Annotated in this window: 15 protein-coding genes; 4 read left to right on the top strand and 11 right to left on the bottom strand. The window is 69.7% G+C overall.

Annotation, left to right across the window (positions count from 1 at the left end; all coding sequences use genetic code 11):
* Positions 1-55 precede the first annotated feature (55 nt).
* From WG924_RS20165 to WG924_RS28265, 4 genes are read left to right on the top strand one after another with little or no spacing between them, the layout of a single operon-like run.
* The gene (locus WG924_RS20165; RefSeq protein ID WP_345934903.1) at positions 56-1,024 is read left to right on the top strand and encodes a LysR family transcriptional regulator; all 969 of its coding nucleotides are present in this window, start codon (positions 56-58) and stop codon (positions 1,022-1,024) included.
* Between the two features lie 35 nt (positions 1,025-1,059).
* The gene (gene nthA, locus WG924_RS20160) at positions 1,060-1,749 is read left to right on the top strand and encodes a nitrile hydratase subunit alpha (protein WP_345934902.1); all 690 of its coding nucleotides are present in this window, start codon (positions 1,060-1,062) and stop codon (positions 1,747-1,749) included.
* Between the two features lie 4 nt (positions 1,750-1,753).
* Complete coding sequence (gene nthB / locus WG924_RS20155) at positions 1,754-2,428, top strand: nitrile hydratase subunit beta (RefSeq protein ID WP_345934901.1); 675 nt, start codon at positions 1,754-1,756, stop codon at positions 2,426-2,428.
* The gene (locus WG924_RS28265) at positions 2,425-2,853 is read left to right on the top strand and encodes a nitrile hydratase accessory protein (protein WP_372044843.1); all 429 of its coding nucleotides are present in this window, start codon (positions 2,425-2,427) and stop codon (positions 2,851-2,853) included. Before nthB ends, WG924_RS28265 begins: the two co-directional genes overlap by 4 nt.
* Positions 2,854-2,897: 44 nt before the next feature.
* On the opposite strand, the gene WG924_RS20145 is transcribed toward WG924_RS28265, so the two are convergent.
* The 11 genes from WG924_RS20145 to thrC all read right to left on the bottom strand — a co-directional run bounded on the left by WG924_RS20145 (position 2,898) and on the right by thrC (position 16,010).
* On the bottom strand, positions 2,898-3,614 hold the full coding sequence (locus WG924_RS20145; protein WP_345934900.1) for a response regulator: 717 nt from the start codon (positions 3,612-3,614) through the stop codon (positions 2,898-2,900).
* A complete protein-coding gene (locus tag WG924_RS20140; protein ID WP_345934899.1) occupies positions 3,611-6,469 on the bottom strand; it encodes a DUF4118 domain-containing protein in 2,859 nt (952 codons plus the stop codon). Before WG924_RS20140 ends, WG924_RS20145 begins: the two co-directional genes overlap by 4 nt.
* Complete coding sequence (gene kdpC, locus WG924_RS20135; protein ID WP_345934898.1) at positions 6,466-7,077, bottom strand: potassium-transporting ATPase subunit KdpC; 612 nt, start codon at positions 7,075-7,077, stop codon at positions 6,466-6,468. Before kdpC ends, WG924_RS20140 begins: the two co-directional genes overlap by 4 nt.
* Before the next feature lie 20 nt (positions 7,078-7,097).
* Entirely contained in the window at positions 7,098-9,167 is a 2,070-nt protein-coding gene (gene kdpB / locus WG924_RS20130) for a potassium-transporting ATPase subunit KdpB (RefSeq protein ID WP_345934897.1), read from the bottom strand.
* 15 nt (positions 9,168-9,182) lie between these two features.
* Entirely contained in the window at positions 9,183-10,895 is a 1,713-nt protein-coding gene (kdpA, locus tag WG924_RS20125; protein ID WP_345934896.1) for a potassium-transporting ATPase subunit KdpA, read from the bottom strand.
* Between the two features lie 52 nt (positions 10,896-10,947).
* Positions 10,948-11,088, bottom strand: coding sequence for a potassium-transporting ATPase subunit F (locus tag WG924_RS20120; RefSeq protein WP_345934895.1), 141 nt, complete (start codon positions 11,086-11,088; stop codon positions 10,948-10,950).
* A gap of 239 nt (positions 11,089-11,327) precedes the next feature.
* Positions 11,328-12,176: an urea carboxylase-associated family protein gene (locus WG924_RS20115; protein ID WP_345934894.1), complete on the bottom strand. Its 849-nt coding sequence runs from the start codon at positions 12,174-12,176 to the stop codon at positions 11,328-11,330.
* A 90-nt stretch (positions 12,177-12,266) separates the two neighbouring features.
* Positions 12,267-12,905, bottom strand: a complete 639-nt coding sequence (locus WG924_RS20110) for a GNAT family N-acetyltransferase (protein ID WP_345934893.1) — start codon at positions 12,903-12,905, stop codon at positions 12,267-12,269.
* A 50-nt stretch (positions 12,906-12,955) separates the two neighbouring features.
* Positions 12,956-13,216, bottom strand: coding sequence for a sulfurtransferase TusA family protein (locus tag WG924_RS20105; protein WP_345934892.1), 261 nt, complete (start codon positions 13,214-13,216; stop codon positions 12,956-12,958).
* Positions 13,217-13,283: 67 nt separating this feature from the next.
* Positions 13,284-14,561 (bottom strand): M16 family metallopeptidase, encoded by a 1,278-nt coding sequence (locus WG924_RS20100; protein WP_345934891.1) that lies wholly within the window; start codon positions 14,559-14,561, stop codon positions 13,284-13,286.
* A 54-nt stretch (positions 14,562-14,615) separates the two neighbouring features.
* Positions 14,616-16,010, bottom strand: a complete 1,395-nt coding sequence (gene thrC, locus WG924_RS20095) for a threonine synthase (RefSeq protein ID WP_345934890.1) — start codon at positions 16,008-16,010, stop codon at positions 14,616-14,618.
* Between the last annotated feature and the right edge of the window lie 264 nt (positions 16,011-16,274).

The following is a 16,274-nucleotide window of genomic DNA, read 5'->3' as shown; positions in this document are numbered from 1 at the left end:
ATCCCGGCCCCGCCGATGCCCGCCGGTCGACGCCAGAAACCGGAGTGTCCTGGTCATGTCACGTCGTCGCCTGCCGCCCCTGGGTGCCCTTCACGCCTTCGAGGCCGCCGCCCGCCATCAGAGTTTCGCCCGCGCCGCCGAGGAGCTTCACCTCACCGACGGCGCGATCAGCCACCGCATCCGGGATCTGGAAGACCGGCTGGGGGTGCGGCTGTTCCGCCGGCTGCACCGCAAGGTGGTGCTGACCGAGCATGGCCGGCGGCTGTTCGCGACATCGCGTGAGATGTTCGACCTGCTGGCCCGGGGTCTGGGCGAGCTGGAGGGCGTGCCGTCGGAACCGGTGCGGATCGCGGTGCCCGCGGTTTTCGCCACCCGCTGGCTGCTGCCCCGCCTGGACGAACTGGAAGCCGCGGTGCCGGGGATCGAGCCGCATCTGATGATGGAAGGCGCCGGCGGCCCCGACAGCGATGCCGTGCCGCCCGACCTGATCGTGCGGATCGGCGCCCGGCCACGCGGGGTCGACGGGGTCGACCGGCTGGCCGGCGACATGCTGGTGCCGGTGGCCGCCCCGGTCTATCTGGCCCGGGTGGGCCGGCCTGCGGCGCCTGAGGCCTTGACCCGCTATCGGCTGCTGCGCGGCCCGGAAGATGCCTGGGCAAGCTGGTTCCGCAGCGCCGGCATCGCCCGCGCCACGTCGCCGCGCGGACCGGTTCTGGGCGATCACGACCACCTGCTCGGCGCCGCCATCGCCGGCCACGGCGTGGCGCTTGCCCCCACCCGGCTGGTCGCCGCCGACATCGCCGCCGGCCGGCTGGCGCGGCTGTTCGCCACCGCCGTGCCCTGGCCCGACGCCTATTGGCTGATCCGGGGTGAGACGGCGGCCGACCGGCCGGATATCGACCGGGTTGCCGCCTGGCTTGGCACCGCGATGGCCGAGGTCGACAGCGGCCTCGTCACCCGGCCGCCGCCGATGATCGCGAGCGGCGACTTGCACCGCATACCGGAGCGGCCTACCGTCGATTGATCCAACCGTTGCAGCCGCCGCCAGAGAGGTGCCCGATGACCGGTCATGATCATGACCATGATGATCACCATCACGACCATGGCCACGACCACAGCCATGCGCATGGAGACGCCCACACTGCGCCGCCCTCGCCGATGGCGGCGCGGGTGAAGGCGATCGAGGCGCTGGCGGTGGCCAAGGGGCTGGTCGATCCGGCGACGCTGGATCTGATCATCGATACCTACGAGACCAGGGTCGGGCCGCGCAACGGCGCCCGCGTCGTCGCCCGCGCCTGGACCGACCCGGCCTATAAGGCGCGGCTGCTGGCCGATGCCACCGCCGCCATCGCCGAGCTTGGCTATACCGGCCGCCAGGGCGAGGATATGGTGGCGCTGGAGAACACGGCCCAGGTGCACAACATGGTCGTGTGCACGCTGTGCTCCTGCTATCCGTGGACGGTGCTGGGGCTGCCGCCGGTCTGGTACAAATCGGCGCCCTATCGCTCGCGCGCCGTTCTGGACCCGCGCGGGGTGCTGGCCGAATTCGGCTGCACGCTCGGCGACGACGTCGAGGTCCGGGTCTGGGACAGCACGGCGGAGCTGCGCTATCTGGTGCTGCCGGAACGCCCCGCCGGCACCGATGGCTGGACCGAGGATCGACTGGCTGGCATCGTCACCCGCGATGCGATGATCGGGGTGTCGCGGATCGCGCCACAGGCCGGCGCGCCGGCCATGGCGGAGGGTTGATCCCATGAACGGTGCACAGGATCTGGGCGGCATGATGGGCTTCGGCCCGATCGGGATCGAGGCCGACGAGCCGATGTTTCACGCGGCCTGGGAAGCCCGGGCGCTGGCGGTGACGCTGGCGGTGGGCTTCCTGGGCCGCTGGTCGATCGACGAGGCCCGCCATGCCCGCGAAAGCCTGCCGCCGCCGGTCTATCTGACCAGCAGCTATTACGAGATCTGGACCCGCGGGCTGGAAACACTGATGCGCCGCCATGGCCTGGCAACCAGCGCTGAACTTGAAACGGGGCAGCCGGATCCGGCAGCGCCGGCGCTGCCCGCCGACCTGAAGCCGGCCCCCGGACCTGATGCCGCCGCCGCGATTCTGGCGCGCGGTGCCTCGGCGCGACGCGCCGATGCCCGCCCGCCCCGCTTCACCATCGGCGACCGGGTGCGGGTGCGCGACATCAACACCCCGGCCCATACCCGGGCACCGCGCTATGTCCGTGGCCGGGTCGGAGAAATCGTCCGGCTGCATGGCGGCTTCGTCTTCCCCGACACCGGCGCCTCGGGTGCTGGCGAGCAGCCCCAGGCCTGCTATGCCGTGCGCTTCGCGGCCCGCGACCTGTGGGGAGAAACAGCGCATCCCAGGGATTGCGTCCATGCCGATCTCTGGGATGATCATCTGGAGCCGGCCGCATGACCAGCACCACCACCCCCGGCCCGTCCGGCCGGACGATGCCGCGCCCGATCACCGTGGTGCCCGCCGGCGCCGCTCTTCCAACTGAAACCGGCACCCCCGACAATGCCGCCCATACCGCCCCCTGCCCGCCCCCGGCCACGCTGACCGGCCCGGAGCATCAACCCCCCGCCGCCCACCGGCCGATCCTGATGGGCCAGCCCGCCGATGCCGACGGCCCGGTGTTCCGCGAACCCTGGGAAGCACAGGCCTTCGCGCTGGCCGTGGCGCTGAATCAGGCAGGTTTGTTCACCTGGAGCGAATGGGCCGCGACCATTTCGGCCCGCATCGTCACTGCCCAGCTTGGCGGCGACCCCGATACCGGCGCCACCTATTACCATCACTGGCTGGCGGCGCTTGAAGATATCGGCCGCGCGAAGGGCCTGTGAGCGCCTGAAACGGCAGCCGCAACGGCCAGAGGGGGTTGATGGTATCAACCCCCATCCAGCCGGTAGCCGACGCCGGGTTCGTTGATGATCAGCCGTGGGTCCGAGGGGTCGTCGCCCAGCTTCTGGCGCAGATGACCGACATAGATCCTGAGGTAATGGGTATCGGCCTCATGCGCCGGCCCCCACACCGCGCGCAACAACTGGCCATGGGTCATCATCCGGCCGCGATTGCGCGCCAGCGTGCACAGCAGGTCGTATTCGCGGCGGCTGAGCTTCACCGGCTGGCCATCCAGCATCACCAGATGGGCCGGCTGGTCGATGGTGATCCGGCCGATCCGGATCAGCGGGTCGGCTTCGGCCTGCGGGCCGTCGCCGACCCGCTGTGTCCCGGACTGGCCGCGCGCGCGCAGGGCGGCCCGGATACGGGCGGTCAACTCGGCGATGCCGAACGGCTTGGTGACGTAATCATCGGCGCCACGATCCAGCGCCGCCACCTTCTCGGCCTCGTCGGCACGCACCGACAGCACCAGGATCGGCACCGTCGACCAGTCGCGGATCGCGGTGATCACGCTCAACCCGTCGGCATCGGGCAGGCCCAGATCCAGTACCACCAGCGCCGGCGATTGCAGGGCCGCCGCCTCGATCGCCGCTTGCGCGGTCGCGGCCTCGATCACCGTGAAGCCACCGGCGCCCAGCGCGATGGTCAGGAACCGCCGGATCTGCGGCTCGTCGTCGACGACCAGAATACGGGGGCCGGTCATGTGGTCGTCTCCGGATCGGCGCCATCGGGGTGATCGCCGCCCTCGCCCTCGCCCTCGTCAGGCGGCGGCGGCGCGGGCGGCGCCGGCGCCGGCAGGCGGATGGTGATCGCGGTCCCCTGGCCATCGGCGGTCGCGGGGCCGGCGGTGATCCGGCCGCCATGCGCCTCGACAAAGCCACGGCAGATCGCCAGCCCCAGCCCGGTTCCGGCCGGCTGGGCATCGCCCGCCCGCACCCGGTGGAACATGTCGAACACCGCCTCGCGATCGGCCGGCGGAATGCCCGGCCCATCATCCTCGACCCGGATTTCGATCGGCCGTGTCTCGCCCTGCCTGATCCCGCCCGACGGCCCGCCAGCATCGGCAACAAGCGCGGCCCGGATCGTGATCGCCCCGTCCGGCCCGCCATATTTGATCGCATTGTCGACCAGATTGACCAGCACCTGTTCGATCAGCGCGCCGTCGACATGCAGCAGCGGCAGATCGGGATCGATCCGGACCTCCAGCCGCCGCGCATCGGGCAGCCGACGCAGCCGCTGGCGCACCCGACCGACCAGATCGGCCAGATCCACCCAGTCGCGGCGCGGTTCCAGCGCGCCATGGCCCAGCCGCGTCATGTCGAGCAGGTTCTGGACATAGGCATCCAGGCGGCGGGCCTCATCATGCACGGTATCGGCCAGGTCGCCACGCTCGGCCGGGGTCAGGGCCTCGCCCAGCGTCTTCAGGCTGGATGCGGCACCGATGATCGATACCAGCGGCGTGCGCAGATCGTGGCTGATCGACGACAGCAGCGCCGCGCGCAGGGCGTCGGTTTCGCCCTTCAGCTTCTCGGCCTCGATATCCGCCGCCAGATTGGTGCGGTCCACCGCCAGCGCCGCCTGATCCACCACCGCCTCCAGCAACTGGCGCTGATCGGGGCGCAACGATCGTGGCCGCTGGCCACCGCTGAACGACACCCCCACCAGCCCCACGGGCCCGCGGGCCGCCTGCATCGGCACGAACAGCCAGTCGGACGCCGGCAATGTGTCCGACGACCAGCCGGCCGGCCGGCCATGGCGCCAGGCCCATTCGGCGGCGGCGCGGTTGGCGGGGGTCAACCGGTCTTCGGGCGGAAAGCCGGCGCCGATACGCAAGCCGCCCTCGGCCTCCGTGTCGGGCAGCAGCAGCACCGCATCGCATTGCAGGGTGCGGGCGACATGCGACACCACCGCCCAGGCGACATCGTCGATATTGGCCGCACCGGCGGCCTTGCGGGCGAAGTCGTACAGATTGCCCACCCGCCGCGCGGCCTGCCCCTCGGCCTGCACCCGCTCGCGCAGCCGCCCGGCCAGATTGCCGGTCAGGGTGGCGGCGATCAGGAAGAACACGATGGTCAGGATGTCCTCGGTACGCGACATCGCCAGCGTGTGATAAGGGGCGGTGAAGAAGAAGTTATAGGCCACGAAACTGGCGATGCTGGCCGCGATCGACGGCCACAACCCGCCCCGGATCGCCACCACCAGCACCGCGATCAGAAACACCAGCGACAGATTGGGCAAGGGCAGCACGGTGTCGACCAGCGCCGCCACCGCCACCGCGCCGCCGACCGCCATGCCCACCAGCCCCAGTTCCTGCGGTCCGAAACTGGCGGGTGCGGCCGTTGCCTGCAGCCGGTCGTCACGGTCATCGCCGTCCTCCGGGCCGGGGCCGGCCGCGATCACCGTCAGATCGAACCCGGCGGCCCGCCGCAGCAGGGCCGCGCCCAGCCCGCCGCCGTGCAACCATTGCCGGACCCGCCGGCCGATCCCCGACCGGCCCGCCGCCCGCCCGACCAGAATGCGCGAGACATTGCGGTCGCGCGCCAGCGCCAGCAGATCGTCGACCATCCGCCGGCTGTGGGCCGGGCGCGGCAGCACCGCCACCTCGGCGCCCAGCCGCTCGGCCAGGCGCAGCGCCCGGTTGGCGCGGTCGCGCGCGGTGTCGTCGGTATCCTCGCCATGGGCGTGGCTGGTTTCCACATGGACCGCGATCCACGGCATGCGTGAGCGGTCGGCCATGCGGCGGGCGGCACGCACCACGCTCTCGGCCTCGGCCCCCGGGCCCACGCAGACCATCAACCGCTCGCGCGCCGGCCATGGCCCCGGCACGGCATGGGCGCGCATATAGCGGATCATCTCGTCATCGACCCGCTCGGCCGCCGCGCGCAGCGCCAGTTCACGCAGGGCGGTGAGGTTGCCCCGGCTGAAGAAATGCGCCACCGCCCGGCGCGCCTGATCGCCCAGATAGACCTTGCCGTCGCGCAGCCGCCGGATCAGGTCGTCGGGCGGCAGGTCGATCAGCTCGATCTCGTCGGCCATGGCCAGCACGTCATCGGGCAGGGTCTCGCGCACCCGGATGCGGGTGATGCGCTGGACGATGTCGTTCAGGCTGTCCAGATGCTGGATATTCAGGGTGGTCAGCACGTCGATGCCGGCATCGATCAGTTCGCGGACATCCTGATAGCGCTTCTCGTGGCGCGATCCGGGGATGTTGGTGTGGGCGAATTCGTCGACCAGCGCCAGGGCCGGGCGTCGCGCCAGCACCGCATCCAGATCCATTTCGGCGAACGGCCGGCCGCGATGGCTGATCATCCGTCGCGGCACCACCTCCAGCCCGCGCACCAGCGCCTCGGTCTCGGCCCGGCCATGACCCTCGACCACCGCCACCACCACGTCCACGCCCTCCACCCGGCGACGCTGCGCCTCTTCCAGCATCGCATAGGTCTTGCCGACGCCCGGGGCGGCGCCCAGAAACACCTTCAGCCGGCCGCGACGTGCGCGGCCGGCTTCATCGATCAAGGCATCGGGGGCCGGGCGGGCGGCCTCGGGATCGTGGCTCATGGCGCCGAGCGTGCCTCGGCTGGCGATGCCGCGTCCAGCGCCATGTTCAGGGCCAGAACGTTCACCCGCGCCTCGCCCAGCACGCCCAGGACCGGCGGCGTCACATGAGCATCGACCAGCCGGGCGACCACGGCCGGTTCCAGCCCGCGAGCGGCGGCCACCCGCGCCACCTGCATCCGCGCCGCCGCGGGCGAGATGTCGGGATCGAGCCCCGAGCCCGATGCGGTGACCAGATCGGCGGGCAGCCCTGCGGCCGGTGCAGCACCACCATCCTGCCGCAGCGCCCCATCCTGACGCAGCGCCCGCACCCGCGCCGCGACGTCGTCGGCCAGCACGGCCGAGGTCGGCCCGAGATTGGAGGCGCCACCAGGCAGCGCGCCATAGTTGGTGGCCGATGGCCGGCCATGGATATAGCCCGGCCCGGTAAAGCGCTGCCCGACCAGCGCCGCGCCGATCACCCGGCCCTGATCGTCGATAACCGGGCTGCCTCCGGCGGCATCGGGTGCCACCACGGCAGCAATCCCGGTCATCGCCAGCGGATAGGCGAGGCCCAGCAGCCCCGAGAACACCAGCAGCGGCACCGCCGCGCGGCGGATGCTACGGATCATGGTCTTCATGTCCTTGTCCCTCAGACCAGCCCGAGGCCGGTTATGGCAAGATCGATCAGCTTGATGCCGATGAACGGCGCCACCAGCCCGCCCAGGCCATAAATCAGCAGATTGCGCCGCAGCAGCGCCGCCGCCGATGCGGCGCGCGCCGCCACCCCGCGCAGCGCCAGCGGCACCAGCGCCAGGATCACCAGGGCATTGAAGATCACCGCCGACAGGATCGCGCTTTCAGGGCTTGCCAGATCCATGATGTCGAGCGCCCCCAGCGCCGGATAGACGCCGGCAAACAGCGCCGGCACGATGGCGAAATATTTGGCCACGTCATTGGCGATCGAAAACGTGGTGAGCGCGCCACGGCTGACCAGCAACTGCTTGCCCACCATCACCACCTCGATCAGCTTGGTGGGGTCGCTGTCGAGGTCGATCAGATTGGCGGCCTCCTTGGCGGCGGCCGTGCCCTCGTTCATCGCCACGCCGACATCGGCCTGGGCCAGCGCCGGTGCGTCGTTGGTGCCGTCGCCGCACATGGCGACCATCCGGCCTTCGGCCTGCTCGGCGCGGATCAGCTCCAGCTTGCGTTCGGGCGTGGCCTCGGCCAGCACGTCATCCACGCCGGCCTCGGCGGCGATGGCGGCCGCTGTCAGCGGGTTGTCGCCGGTCACCATCACCGTGCGGATGCCCATACGGCGCAGTTCGGCAAAGCGATCACGGATGCCCGGCTTGATGATGTCCTTCAGGTGGATCACCCCCAGCGGCCGGTCACCATCGGTCACCACCAGCGGCGTGCCGCCGCCGCGCGCCACCTGATCCACCGCCTGGGCCAACGCCGCCGGCGCACCGCCCGGCACATGACGCAGGATCGCATCGGCAGCACCTTTGCGGATCACCCGGCCATCGGCCAGATCGACGCCCGATATGCGGGTCTGGGCCGAGAACGGCACCATGCGCGACACGCCCAGGGCGCGCCCCTCGCCATCGCGATCGGCCGCGAAGCCGAAGCGGCGCGTCGCCAGATCCAGGATCGAGCGGCCTTCCGGGGTCTCGTCGCCCAGGCTGGCCAGGGCCGCCGCCTCGGCCAGCGCCCCCTCCGACACGCCCGGCGCCGGCAGGAAGGCGTCGGCCATGCGGTTGCCGAAGGTGATGGTGCCGGTCTTGTCCAGCAGCAGCACGTCGACATCGCCCGCCGCTTCCACGGCGCGGCCCGAGCGGGCGATGACGCCGGCGCGCACCAGCCGGTCCATGCCGGCAATGCCGATCGCCGACAGCAGGGCGCTGATCGTGGTCGGGATCAGCGTCACCAGCAGGGCGATCAGAAAGCCGACCGGGATCAGCGTGCCCGACCAACTGGCAAAGGCTTCCAGCGCCACCACCACCAGCAGGAAGATCAGGGTCAGCGACACCAGCAGAATGGTCAGCGCGATCTCGTTCGGGGTCTTGCGCCGCCGTGCGCCCTCGACCAGACCGATCATCCGGTCAAGGAAGCTGTCGCCCGGCTGCCGGGTCACCCGCATCACGATCTGATCCGACACCACCCGGGTGCCACCGGTGACCGCCGACCGGTCGCCGCCGCTTTCGCGGATCACCGGCGCGCTTTCCCCGGTGATCGCGCTCTCGTCGATCGAGGCGATGCCGGCCACGACCTCGCCATCGGCGGGCACCAGATCGCCCACCCGCACCAGCACCAGATCATCCACGCCAAGGTCACGTGACGAGACCTCGCGCCAGTCATGGGTGCGGCCCGACGGCGGCACCGCCGGTCCGGTGAGCAGGCGTGCACGGGTTTCGGACTGGGTGGCGCGCAGGCTGTCGGCGCGCGCCCGGCCGCGGCCTTCGGCCAGGGCTTCGGCGATGTTGCCGAACAGCACCGTCGCCCACAGCCACAGGCAGATCTGGCCCATCACCGGCCCGTGCGGCCCGCCGTGCCCGATCTCGATCGCGGCCAGAATGGTCGCCACCACCGACACGGCAGCGGTGGTCAGCATCACCGGATTGGTCGCAAGGCTGCGGGGGTGGAATTTGGCGAAGGCCAGCGCCACGGCACGGCCCAGCAGCGCCGGGTCGGTCAGGCGGATATCCTCGGACGTCCTCATCGGCCCATCTTTCCGTTACGACAATCGCCCGGCGAGCATCGCCAGATGCTCGGCAACCGGACCCAGCGCCAGCGCCGGGAAATAGGTGAGCCCGCCGATGATCAGCACAACCGCGATCAGCAGGCCGATGAACAGCGGCCCATGGGTCGGCAGAGTGCCGGCGGTGGCGGGCAGCCGCTTCTTGGCGGCCAGGCTGCCGGCAATCGCCAGCACCACCAGCACCGGCAGATAGCGGCCGATCATCATCGACACGCCGATGGCGATGGCATGGAAGGTCTGGGCAGCCCCGAAGCCCGCGAACGCCGAGCCGTTATTGCCGGCGGCCGAGCCATAGGCATAGAGGATCTCGGACAGACCATGCGGCCCGGTCTCCTGCACGGCAGCCGCGGCCACCGGCAGCACCGCGGTCAGCGCGGCCGGCACCAGCATCGCCACCGCCAGCCCGATCAGCGCCAGCATGGCCAGGGTCATCTCGCGGGCCTCGATCTTCTTGCCCAGATATTCGGGCGTGCGGCCCACCATCAGCCCGGCCGCGAAGACGGCGATCACCGCGAACAGGATCAGCCCGTACAAGCCGCTGCCGACACCGCCGAAGATCACCTCGCCCAGCAGCATGCCGAGCATGGCCACCATGCCGCCGAGCGGGGTGAAGCTGTCATGCATGGCATTGACCGAGCCGTTCGACGCCGCCGTGGTGGCGGCGGCCCAGATGCCGCTGTCGACCGCGCCGAAGCGGACCTCCTTGCCTTCCATGTTGCCCATGGCCCGGTCGACGCCGAGCGCCTGATGGATGGGGTTGCCGGCAAGCTCCGCCCAGACGATCAGCCCCACCATCACCATGAACGGGATCAGCATCGCCAGAAACAGCGCCCGCCCCTGGCGGGGATCGCCGATCAGCCGGCCGAAGGCCAGCGGCATCGCCGCCGGCAGCGCCAGGATCGCCACCATCTCGATCAGGTTCGACCAGATGGTCGGGTTTTCCAGCGGATGGGCGGAATTGACGCCATAGAAGCCACCACCATTGGTGCCGAGCTGCTTGATCGCCACCTGCGAGGCGACCGGCCCGAGCGGGATGGTCTGGGCGCCGCCATCCAGGCCGATGCTGTGCAGCACCCCCTGCATCACCTGCGGAACCCCCTGAAGCACCAGCAACACCGTCACGATCACCGCCAGCGGCAGCAGCAGCCGCAGGGTGATGCGGGTGAGGTCGGTGGTGAAGTCGCCAAGCGTAGTGGCCTCGGCGCGGGCAAAGCCCCGGGCCAGCGCCACCATCACCGCGATACCGGTTGCCGCCGACAGGAAGTTCTGGGTGCCGAGCCCCACCGCCTGGGCGAAGCCGGTCAGCTCCGCCTCGCCGGAATAGGCCTGCCAGTTGGTGTTGGTCACGAAGCTGATCGCGGTGTTGAACGCCACCGCCGGCGCCATCGGCCCGATGTCGAGCGGGTTCCAGGGCAGCAGATGCTGCAGCCTGAGCACCCCGTACAGCAGCAGGAAGCCCGCATAATTGAAGGCGATCACCGCCAGCGCATAGCCGAGCCAGCCGGCCTCGCGCCCCGGGCCCACGCCGGCCAGCCTGAGAATGCCGGCCTCGGCCGCGCCGATCAGCGGTATCCGCGCGGCCGCAGCCTGCGGCCCCGCCGCCACCACCAGCCACCGGCCCAGAAGCACGGCAAGCCCGGTCACGATCGCCAGATAGATCGCGATCCGTGCCAGATCGATCGATGTCATGGATGAAAAACCTCATCTCCGGCGCCTCTGCGGGCGCCGCCGGGCGCTCGGGTCAGCGGTCGGGATGGACCAGAACCACCACCAGATACACCGCAAGCGCCGCCACGACCGCCCCGCCCAGCACCAGCCCGACCAGATCGGCCATGGCCAGACCGGCCATGGCCAGACCGGCGCCCATGCTGGCGGCGGTCATAACCGCGCCAGCCCAAGCGCGGTCAGGGCCGCCAGCCCGAACAGCGCGGTTCCCAGCCCCAGCATCAGAATATCCATCATCTCCGCCACTCCGGTTCATCGGCGGGGAACGGCGGCAGCCATCCCCCGGATGACGAGCAGCATCCCGCAACCGCCCGTAAAGCCGCGATGGCGATGGTGGCGGGCGGGCGTAAAGGCGGTATCAAAAAGGCGTGGGGCGATCTGACGTGAAATCCGCCGTCAGAGCCCGGAATAGCCGTTGGGTTCAGGCCAGGGCCAGGCGTCCAGCGCGCCCGGCGCGGGGCGGAAGATCTCGACCTTCAGCGGGAAACACGGTGCCGCATCGCTGGAATGGGTGGCGCTGCAATCGCCGCCCGGGCAGGCGGACAGCGCCGCCAGCAGGTCGATTTCGGCGAACAGTTCCAGAAAATCCCCCGGCCGGACCGGGCTGGCCTTCATGAAATACTGATGGCTGTCGCGGGTGAAGCCGGTGCACATAAACACGTTCAGCACGTCGTGAACATAGGGCTCCGCCGCGCGCGGCGTCATGCCGGTTGCCGCCGACAAGGCCCGGCACAGGTTCGAATGGCAGCAGTGGTGATAGTCGCCGCCGGACAGCAGGCGGTTGGTATAGGGATCGCAGCGGGTGCCGATCACGTCGTGGATGCCGCCGCCATCCTCGTCCCAGCCATACCAGCCAAGCGTGTCGTGACTGATCGTCGCCATCGGCCGGAGCGAGGGCAGCGAACTCCACAGCCGGTCACCGGTGGTGACATGCGTTGCGTGCAGCGCCCGGGTCTTGCCGCTGAAGAAGCGCTCGGACAGGTCATGAGCGTTCCACAGATTGAGGTCGCCGACCTGCGGGCCATCGATGCTGACGATGCGGAAGACATGGCCGCGGGGCGCCCGGAAAGCCCGGCCATCGCGCGGCGGCACGATCACCTCATCGATCTTGACCATACCTGTGCGTGCAGCCTGAAGCGCCGCCATATCCGGGCGGGGCAAGGCGTCGCGCGGATAGACGATGACCGGCCTGCGGTCTGAGCGGGCGGCCCCGGGGCCGTCGTCACATCGATCGTCGGGGGTCATCGGCAGGCTCCCTTCATCGTCATCGATCCGGACCGTGATCGCCGGATGGTTGAGCGCAAGGGTAGCAGACACGCCGGCCGATAGGCGAGGTCAGCCCGCGTCGATCGTCGCCACCGGCACCGGGCGGTTGCGGCGCCAGTCGGTGGCGATCAGGCCGAACAGGCGGTGGTCGGTCCAGCGGCCGTTGATCAGCAGATATTCGCGGGCATGACCTTCCGCCTCGAAGCCCAGCTTCTCAAGCAGGCCGATGCTGCGATGGTTTTCCGGCAGGCAGGCGGCTTCGAGCCGGTGCAGGCCCAGCGTGGTGAACACGAAATCGGCGGCACCGCCCAGCGCCTCGGTCATATAGCCCTGGCGGGCATGCGGTTCGGCCAGCCAATAGCCGACATTGCACGACTGGACCACGCCATAGCGGATGTTGTTGAGCGTCAGCCCGCCGATCAGCCCGTTCTGGGCCGGGGCGACATCGCGATCGCGGGCGAAGATGTGGAAGGCCAGCCCCACCCCGCGCCGGGCGATCATCCGGTAATGGCCGACACGGCGGCGATAGCTGCTGCGGCTGAGCGGATCGTTGCCCCACGAGGGCTCCCACCGCTCCAGAAAATCCCGTGACGCGCCGCGCACATCCGCCCAGGCCTGGTAATCGGCCAGGCGCGCCGGGCGCATGATCACGCGCGGGGTCACGATCCGCGGCCGGTCGCCGCCATCCATCGATGGAAAAGGCCACATCTCAGGCGGATCCGCCTCCACTGGTCCCCTGTCGCCCACCGGCTGGTCGATCAGGCATGCGCGCCCTTGCGGACACGATAGATAAACCGGTTGCCATCGCGACGCTGCAACAGCAGATCATGACCGCCGGTGTCGCAAAAGCCCGGAATGTCGATATAGGAGGCGGGATCGGTGGCGACGATCTCGACCACCGCACCGACCTCCAGCGCATTCAACGCCTTTTTCAACCGCAGCACCGGCCAGGGGCAGACCAGCCCCTCGGCGTCGATCACCTGGGCGATCTCTCCGCTGATATCCGTGTCGGAGGTCATCTCTTGGGTCATCTCCCGCCTGGCCTTCCACCGCCTGGCCTTCCACCGCCTGGTCGTCTGCCGCCGATCAGCTGAACCGCCGCAGCAGATCCTGATAATCCTGCACCCGCGCGATCGGCCCCAGCGCCGCCAGGGTCGGCGCGCCGGCACCCAGCAGCCGCGCCGCCAGCGCCGAGACCTGCGCCGGGGTCACCGCCTCAAGCTCCGCCACCGCCGAGCGCACCGACTGGGCCCGGCCATAGATGATCAGCGACTGGGCCAGACGCTCGGCCCGCGCGGTGGTGCTCTCAAGCCCCATCAGCAATCCGGCCTTCAACTGGGCGAACGACCGGCGCAGTTCCTCGTCGCCCACCCGCTCGGCCACCGACAGGGTTTCGTCCACGATCACCGGCATGGCCTCGCCGATCTCGTCCTCGGCCGCCGCGACATAGATGCCGAACAGGCCGTGATCCTCAAACGGGCTCGCGAAGGCATAGACGTTGTAGCACAGGCCCCGCTTCTCGCGGACCTCCTGGAACAGCCGCGACGACATGCCCCCGCCAAGCAGGGTCGCCAGCATCTGGGATGCATGATAATCGGCATGATTATAGCCGATACCGGGGAAGCCCAGGGTCAGATGCACCTGCCCCAGATGATCCTTGCGCCGCCGGTGGTCGCCGCCGACATAGGAAGCCGGATCGGTCAGCCGCGGTTCCGACTGCGGCAGGGCATTGAAGAACCGGGTCGCCAGATCGACCAGCCGATCGTGATCGACCTTGCCGGCCGCCGCCAGAACCATGCGGTCGGCGGCATATTGCCGGCGCATATAGCCGGCGATCGCCTGACGCGGCATGGTGCGGACGATCTCCACCGGCCCCAGGATCGGCCGGCCCAGCCCCTGATCGGGATAGGCGGCGGCCTGAAAATGATCGAACACCACATCCTCGGGCATGTCGTCGGCCGACAGGATCTCCTGCACCACCACCGAGCGCTCGCGTTCCAGCTCGTCGGGGTCGAACACCGAATGCTGCAGGATATCGGCCAGCACATCGACGCCCAGCGCCAGATCGTCGGCCATCAGCTTCAGGTAATAGACCGTCTGCTCGCGTGAGGTATAGGCGTTCATATAGCCGCCCACCGCCTCGACCTCTTCGGCCAGGCCCTGGGCGGTGCGCCGGTCGGTGCCTTTGAAGGCCATATGCTCCAGCAGATGCGAGACGCCGTTGATCTCGGCGGGCTCGTGCCGGGTTCCGGCATGCACCCACACCCCCACGGTCACCGTCTCGACATGGGACATGCTGTCGGTGGCGACACGCATGCCGTTGGGCAGGGTGGTGACGCGAATGCTGGAACCGTCGAGGCTCATGATGGGGTCTGGTGCTCCTGTGGTGATCGCTGGGATCAAAGATGCCGCCGGTCGTCAGACATTCCGGCGGTGCGACATGATATGGGACTTCAGGCCCGAAACGTCAGCCTCCAGCGTCTCGAAACGCTCCGGCCGCTCCATCAGGTCTGCCATGCGTTCGGGCAGCGCCGGCCGGCGGCCGATCGCGCGTTCCACCGCATCGGGGAATTTGGCCGGATGGGCGGTCGACAGCACCACCACCGGCACGCCGGCGGGCTTGCGGTCGCGACCGACCGCGACGCCAACCGCCGTGTGCGGGTCCAGGATCTCGCCGGTTTCGCCGAACACGGTGCGGATGGTGCTGAGTGTGCGGGTGTCGTCGGCGGCGCCGGCATCGAACAGCGCCTGCGCCTCGGCCACCTCGGCCGGCGTCACCGGCAGCCGGCCGGTGGCGCGGAAGGTGGCGATCGCCGCCGCCGTCGCCTCGCCGTCGCGGCCCTTCAGATCGAACAGCAGCCGTTCGAAATTGCTCGCCACCTGGATGTCCATCGACGGGCTGAGCGTCGGCCGCACCCCGGCGCTGGAATAATCGCCATCGCGGAAGAACCGCGCCAGGATGTCGTTCTCGTTGGTGGCGACGATCAGCTTCGCCACCGGCAGGCCCATGCGGGCGGCGATATAGCCGGCATAGACATCGCCGAAATTGCCGGTCGGCACCGAGAAGGCGATCGGCCGGTCGGGTGCCCCCAGCGCCAGCCCGGCGTGAAAATAATACACCACCTGAGCCGCGATCCGCGCCCAGTTGATCGAGTTGATCGCGGTCAGCCCCACGGTGTCGCGGAAGCCTTCGTCGCCGAAGGCCGCCTTCACCATGTCCTGGGCATCGTCGAACGTGCCCTGGATGGCGATGTTGTGGATGTTGGGCGACAGCACCGTGGTCATCTGCCGGCGCTGAACCTCGGACGTCCGGCCCAGCGGATGCAGGATGAACACATCCAGCCGCGCCCGATCGCGGCAGGCCTCGATCGCAGCCGACCCGGTATCGCCCGAGGTGGCGCCCAGAATCACGCCGCGGCGATCGCTGCGGTCGAGCACATGATCGAACAGCCGGCCCAGCAATTGCAGGGCGAAATCCTTGAAGGCGAGCGTCGGGCCATGAAACAGCTCCATCACCCATTCATCGGGCCCGAGCTGCTTCAGCGGCGCCACCGCGCGATGATCGAAACCGCGATAGGTGTCGTCGATCATCCGGTCCAGATCGGCCGGCGCGATCGTGGTGCCCACGAACAGCCGCATGATCCGCTTGGCGAGATCGGCATAGCTCAGACCGCGCCAGCGCCGCAGGGTGTCGGCATCGATCTGCGGCCAGGTCTCAGGCAGGTACAGGCCGCCATCGCGGCCCAGGCCGTCGAGCAGAACCTCACTGAAATCGAGCCGCGGCGCGCGGCCACGGGTGCTGATATAGTGCACGGACGACGATCCTTGCTTGCAGGGCGCCTCGCAGGCGGGGGTATCCGGTGGCGTGGTATCCGGTGGAGTGGGGCTGCCACCACAGCGTCGGCCCAGAGCCTAGCCGGGGTGGCGGCGGCGATCAATGCGCCTTGGCACCCGATCAGGGCCCCGAACTCGGGTTAACGCGGTTTACGGCTTGCTCGTGCCGTGATTCTCTGAATCACCCTGATTTGGAGGACTGCTATGCCGCTGACTGGCCCGGCCCGTGGAGAGACGTCGCGT

Source organism: Tistrella arctica (genome assembly GCF_039630945.1).
GTDB lineage: Bacteria > Pseudomonadota > Alphaproteobacteria > Tistrellales > Tistrellaceae > Tistrella > Tistrella bauzanensis.
This window is presented reverse-complemented; position numbering and strand designations above follow the sequence as displayed.

Coding starts and splice junctions, on each gene's coding strand:
- WG924_RS20165 (WP_345934903.1), top strand. CDS start 56: ATGTCACGTCGTCGCCTGCCGCCCCTGGGTGCCCTTCACGCCTTCGAG.
- nthA (WP_345934902.1), top strand. CDS start 1,060: ATGACCGGTCATGATCATGACCATGATGATCACCATCACGACCATGGC.
- nthB (WP_345934901.1), top strand. CDS start 1,754: ATGAACGGTGCACAGGATCTGGGCGGCATGATGGGCTTCGGCCCGATC.
- WG924_RS28265 (WP_372044843.1), top strand. CDS start 2,425: ATGACCAGCACCACCACCCCCGGCCCGTCCGGCCGGACGATGCCGCGC.
- WG924_RS20145 (WP_345934900.1), bottom strand. CDS start 3,614: ATGACCGGCCCCCGTATTCTGGTCGTCGACGACGAGCCGCAGATCCGG.
- WG924_RS20140 (WP_345934899.1), bottom strand. CDS start 6,469: ATGAGCCACGATCCCGAGGCCGCCCGCCCGGCCCCCGATGCCTTGATC.
- kdpC (WP_345934898.1), bottom strand. CDS start 7,077: ATGATCCGTAGCATCCGCCGCGCGGCGGTGCCGCTGCTGGTGTTCTCG.
- kdpB (WP_345934897.1), bottom strand. CDS start 9,167: ATGAGGACGTCCGAGGATATCCGCCTGACCGACCCGGCGCTGCTGGGC.
- kdpA (WP_345934896.1), bottom strand. CDS start 10,895: ATGACATCGATCGATCTGGCACGGATCGCGATCTATCTGGCGATCGTG.
- WG924_RS20120 (WP_345934895.1), bottom strand. CDS start 11,088: ATGACCGCCGCCAGCATGGGCGCCGGTCTGGCCATGGCCGGTCTGGCC.
- WG924_RS20115 (WP_345934894.1), bottom strand. CDS start 12,176: ATGACCCCCGACGATCGATGTGACGACGGCCCCGGGGCCGCCCGCTCA.
- WG924_RS20110 (WP_345934893.1), bottom strand. CDS start 12,905: ATGTGGCCTTTTCCATCGATGGATGGCGGCGACCGGCCGCGGATCGTG.
- WG924_RS20105 (WP_345934892.1), bottom strand. CDS start 13,216: ATGACCTCCGACACGGATATCAGCGGAGAGATCGCCCAGGTGATCGAC.
- WG924_RS20100 (WP_345934891.1), bottom strand. CDS start 14,561: ATGAGCCTCGACGGTTCCAGCATTCGCGTCACCACCCTGCCCAACGGC.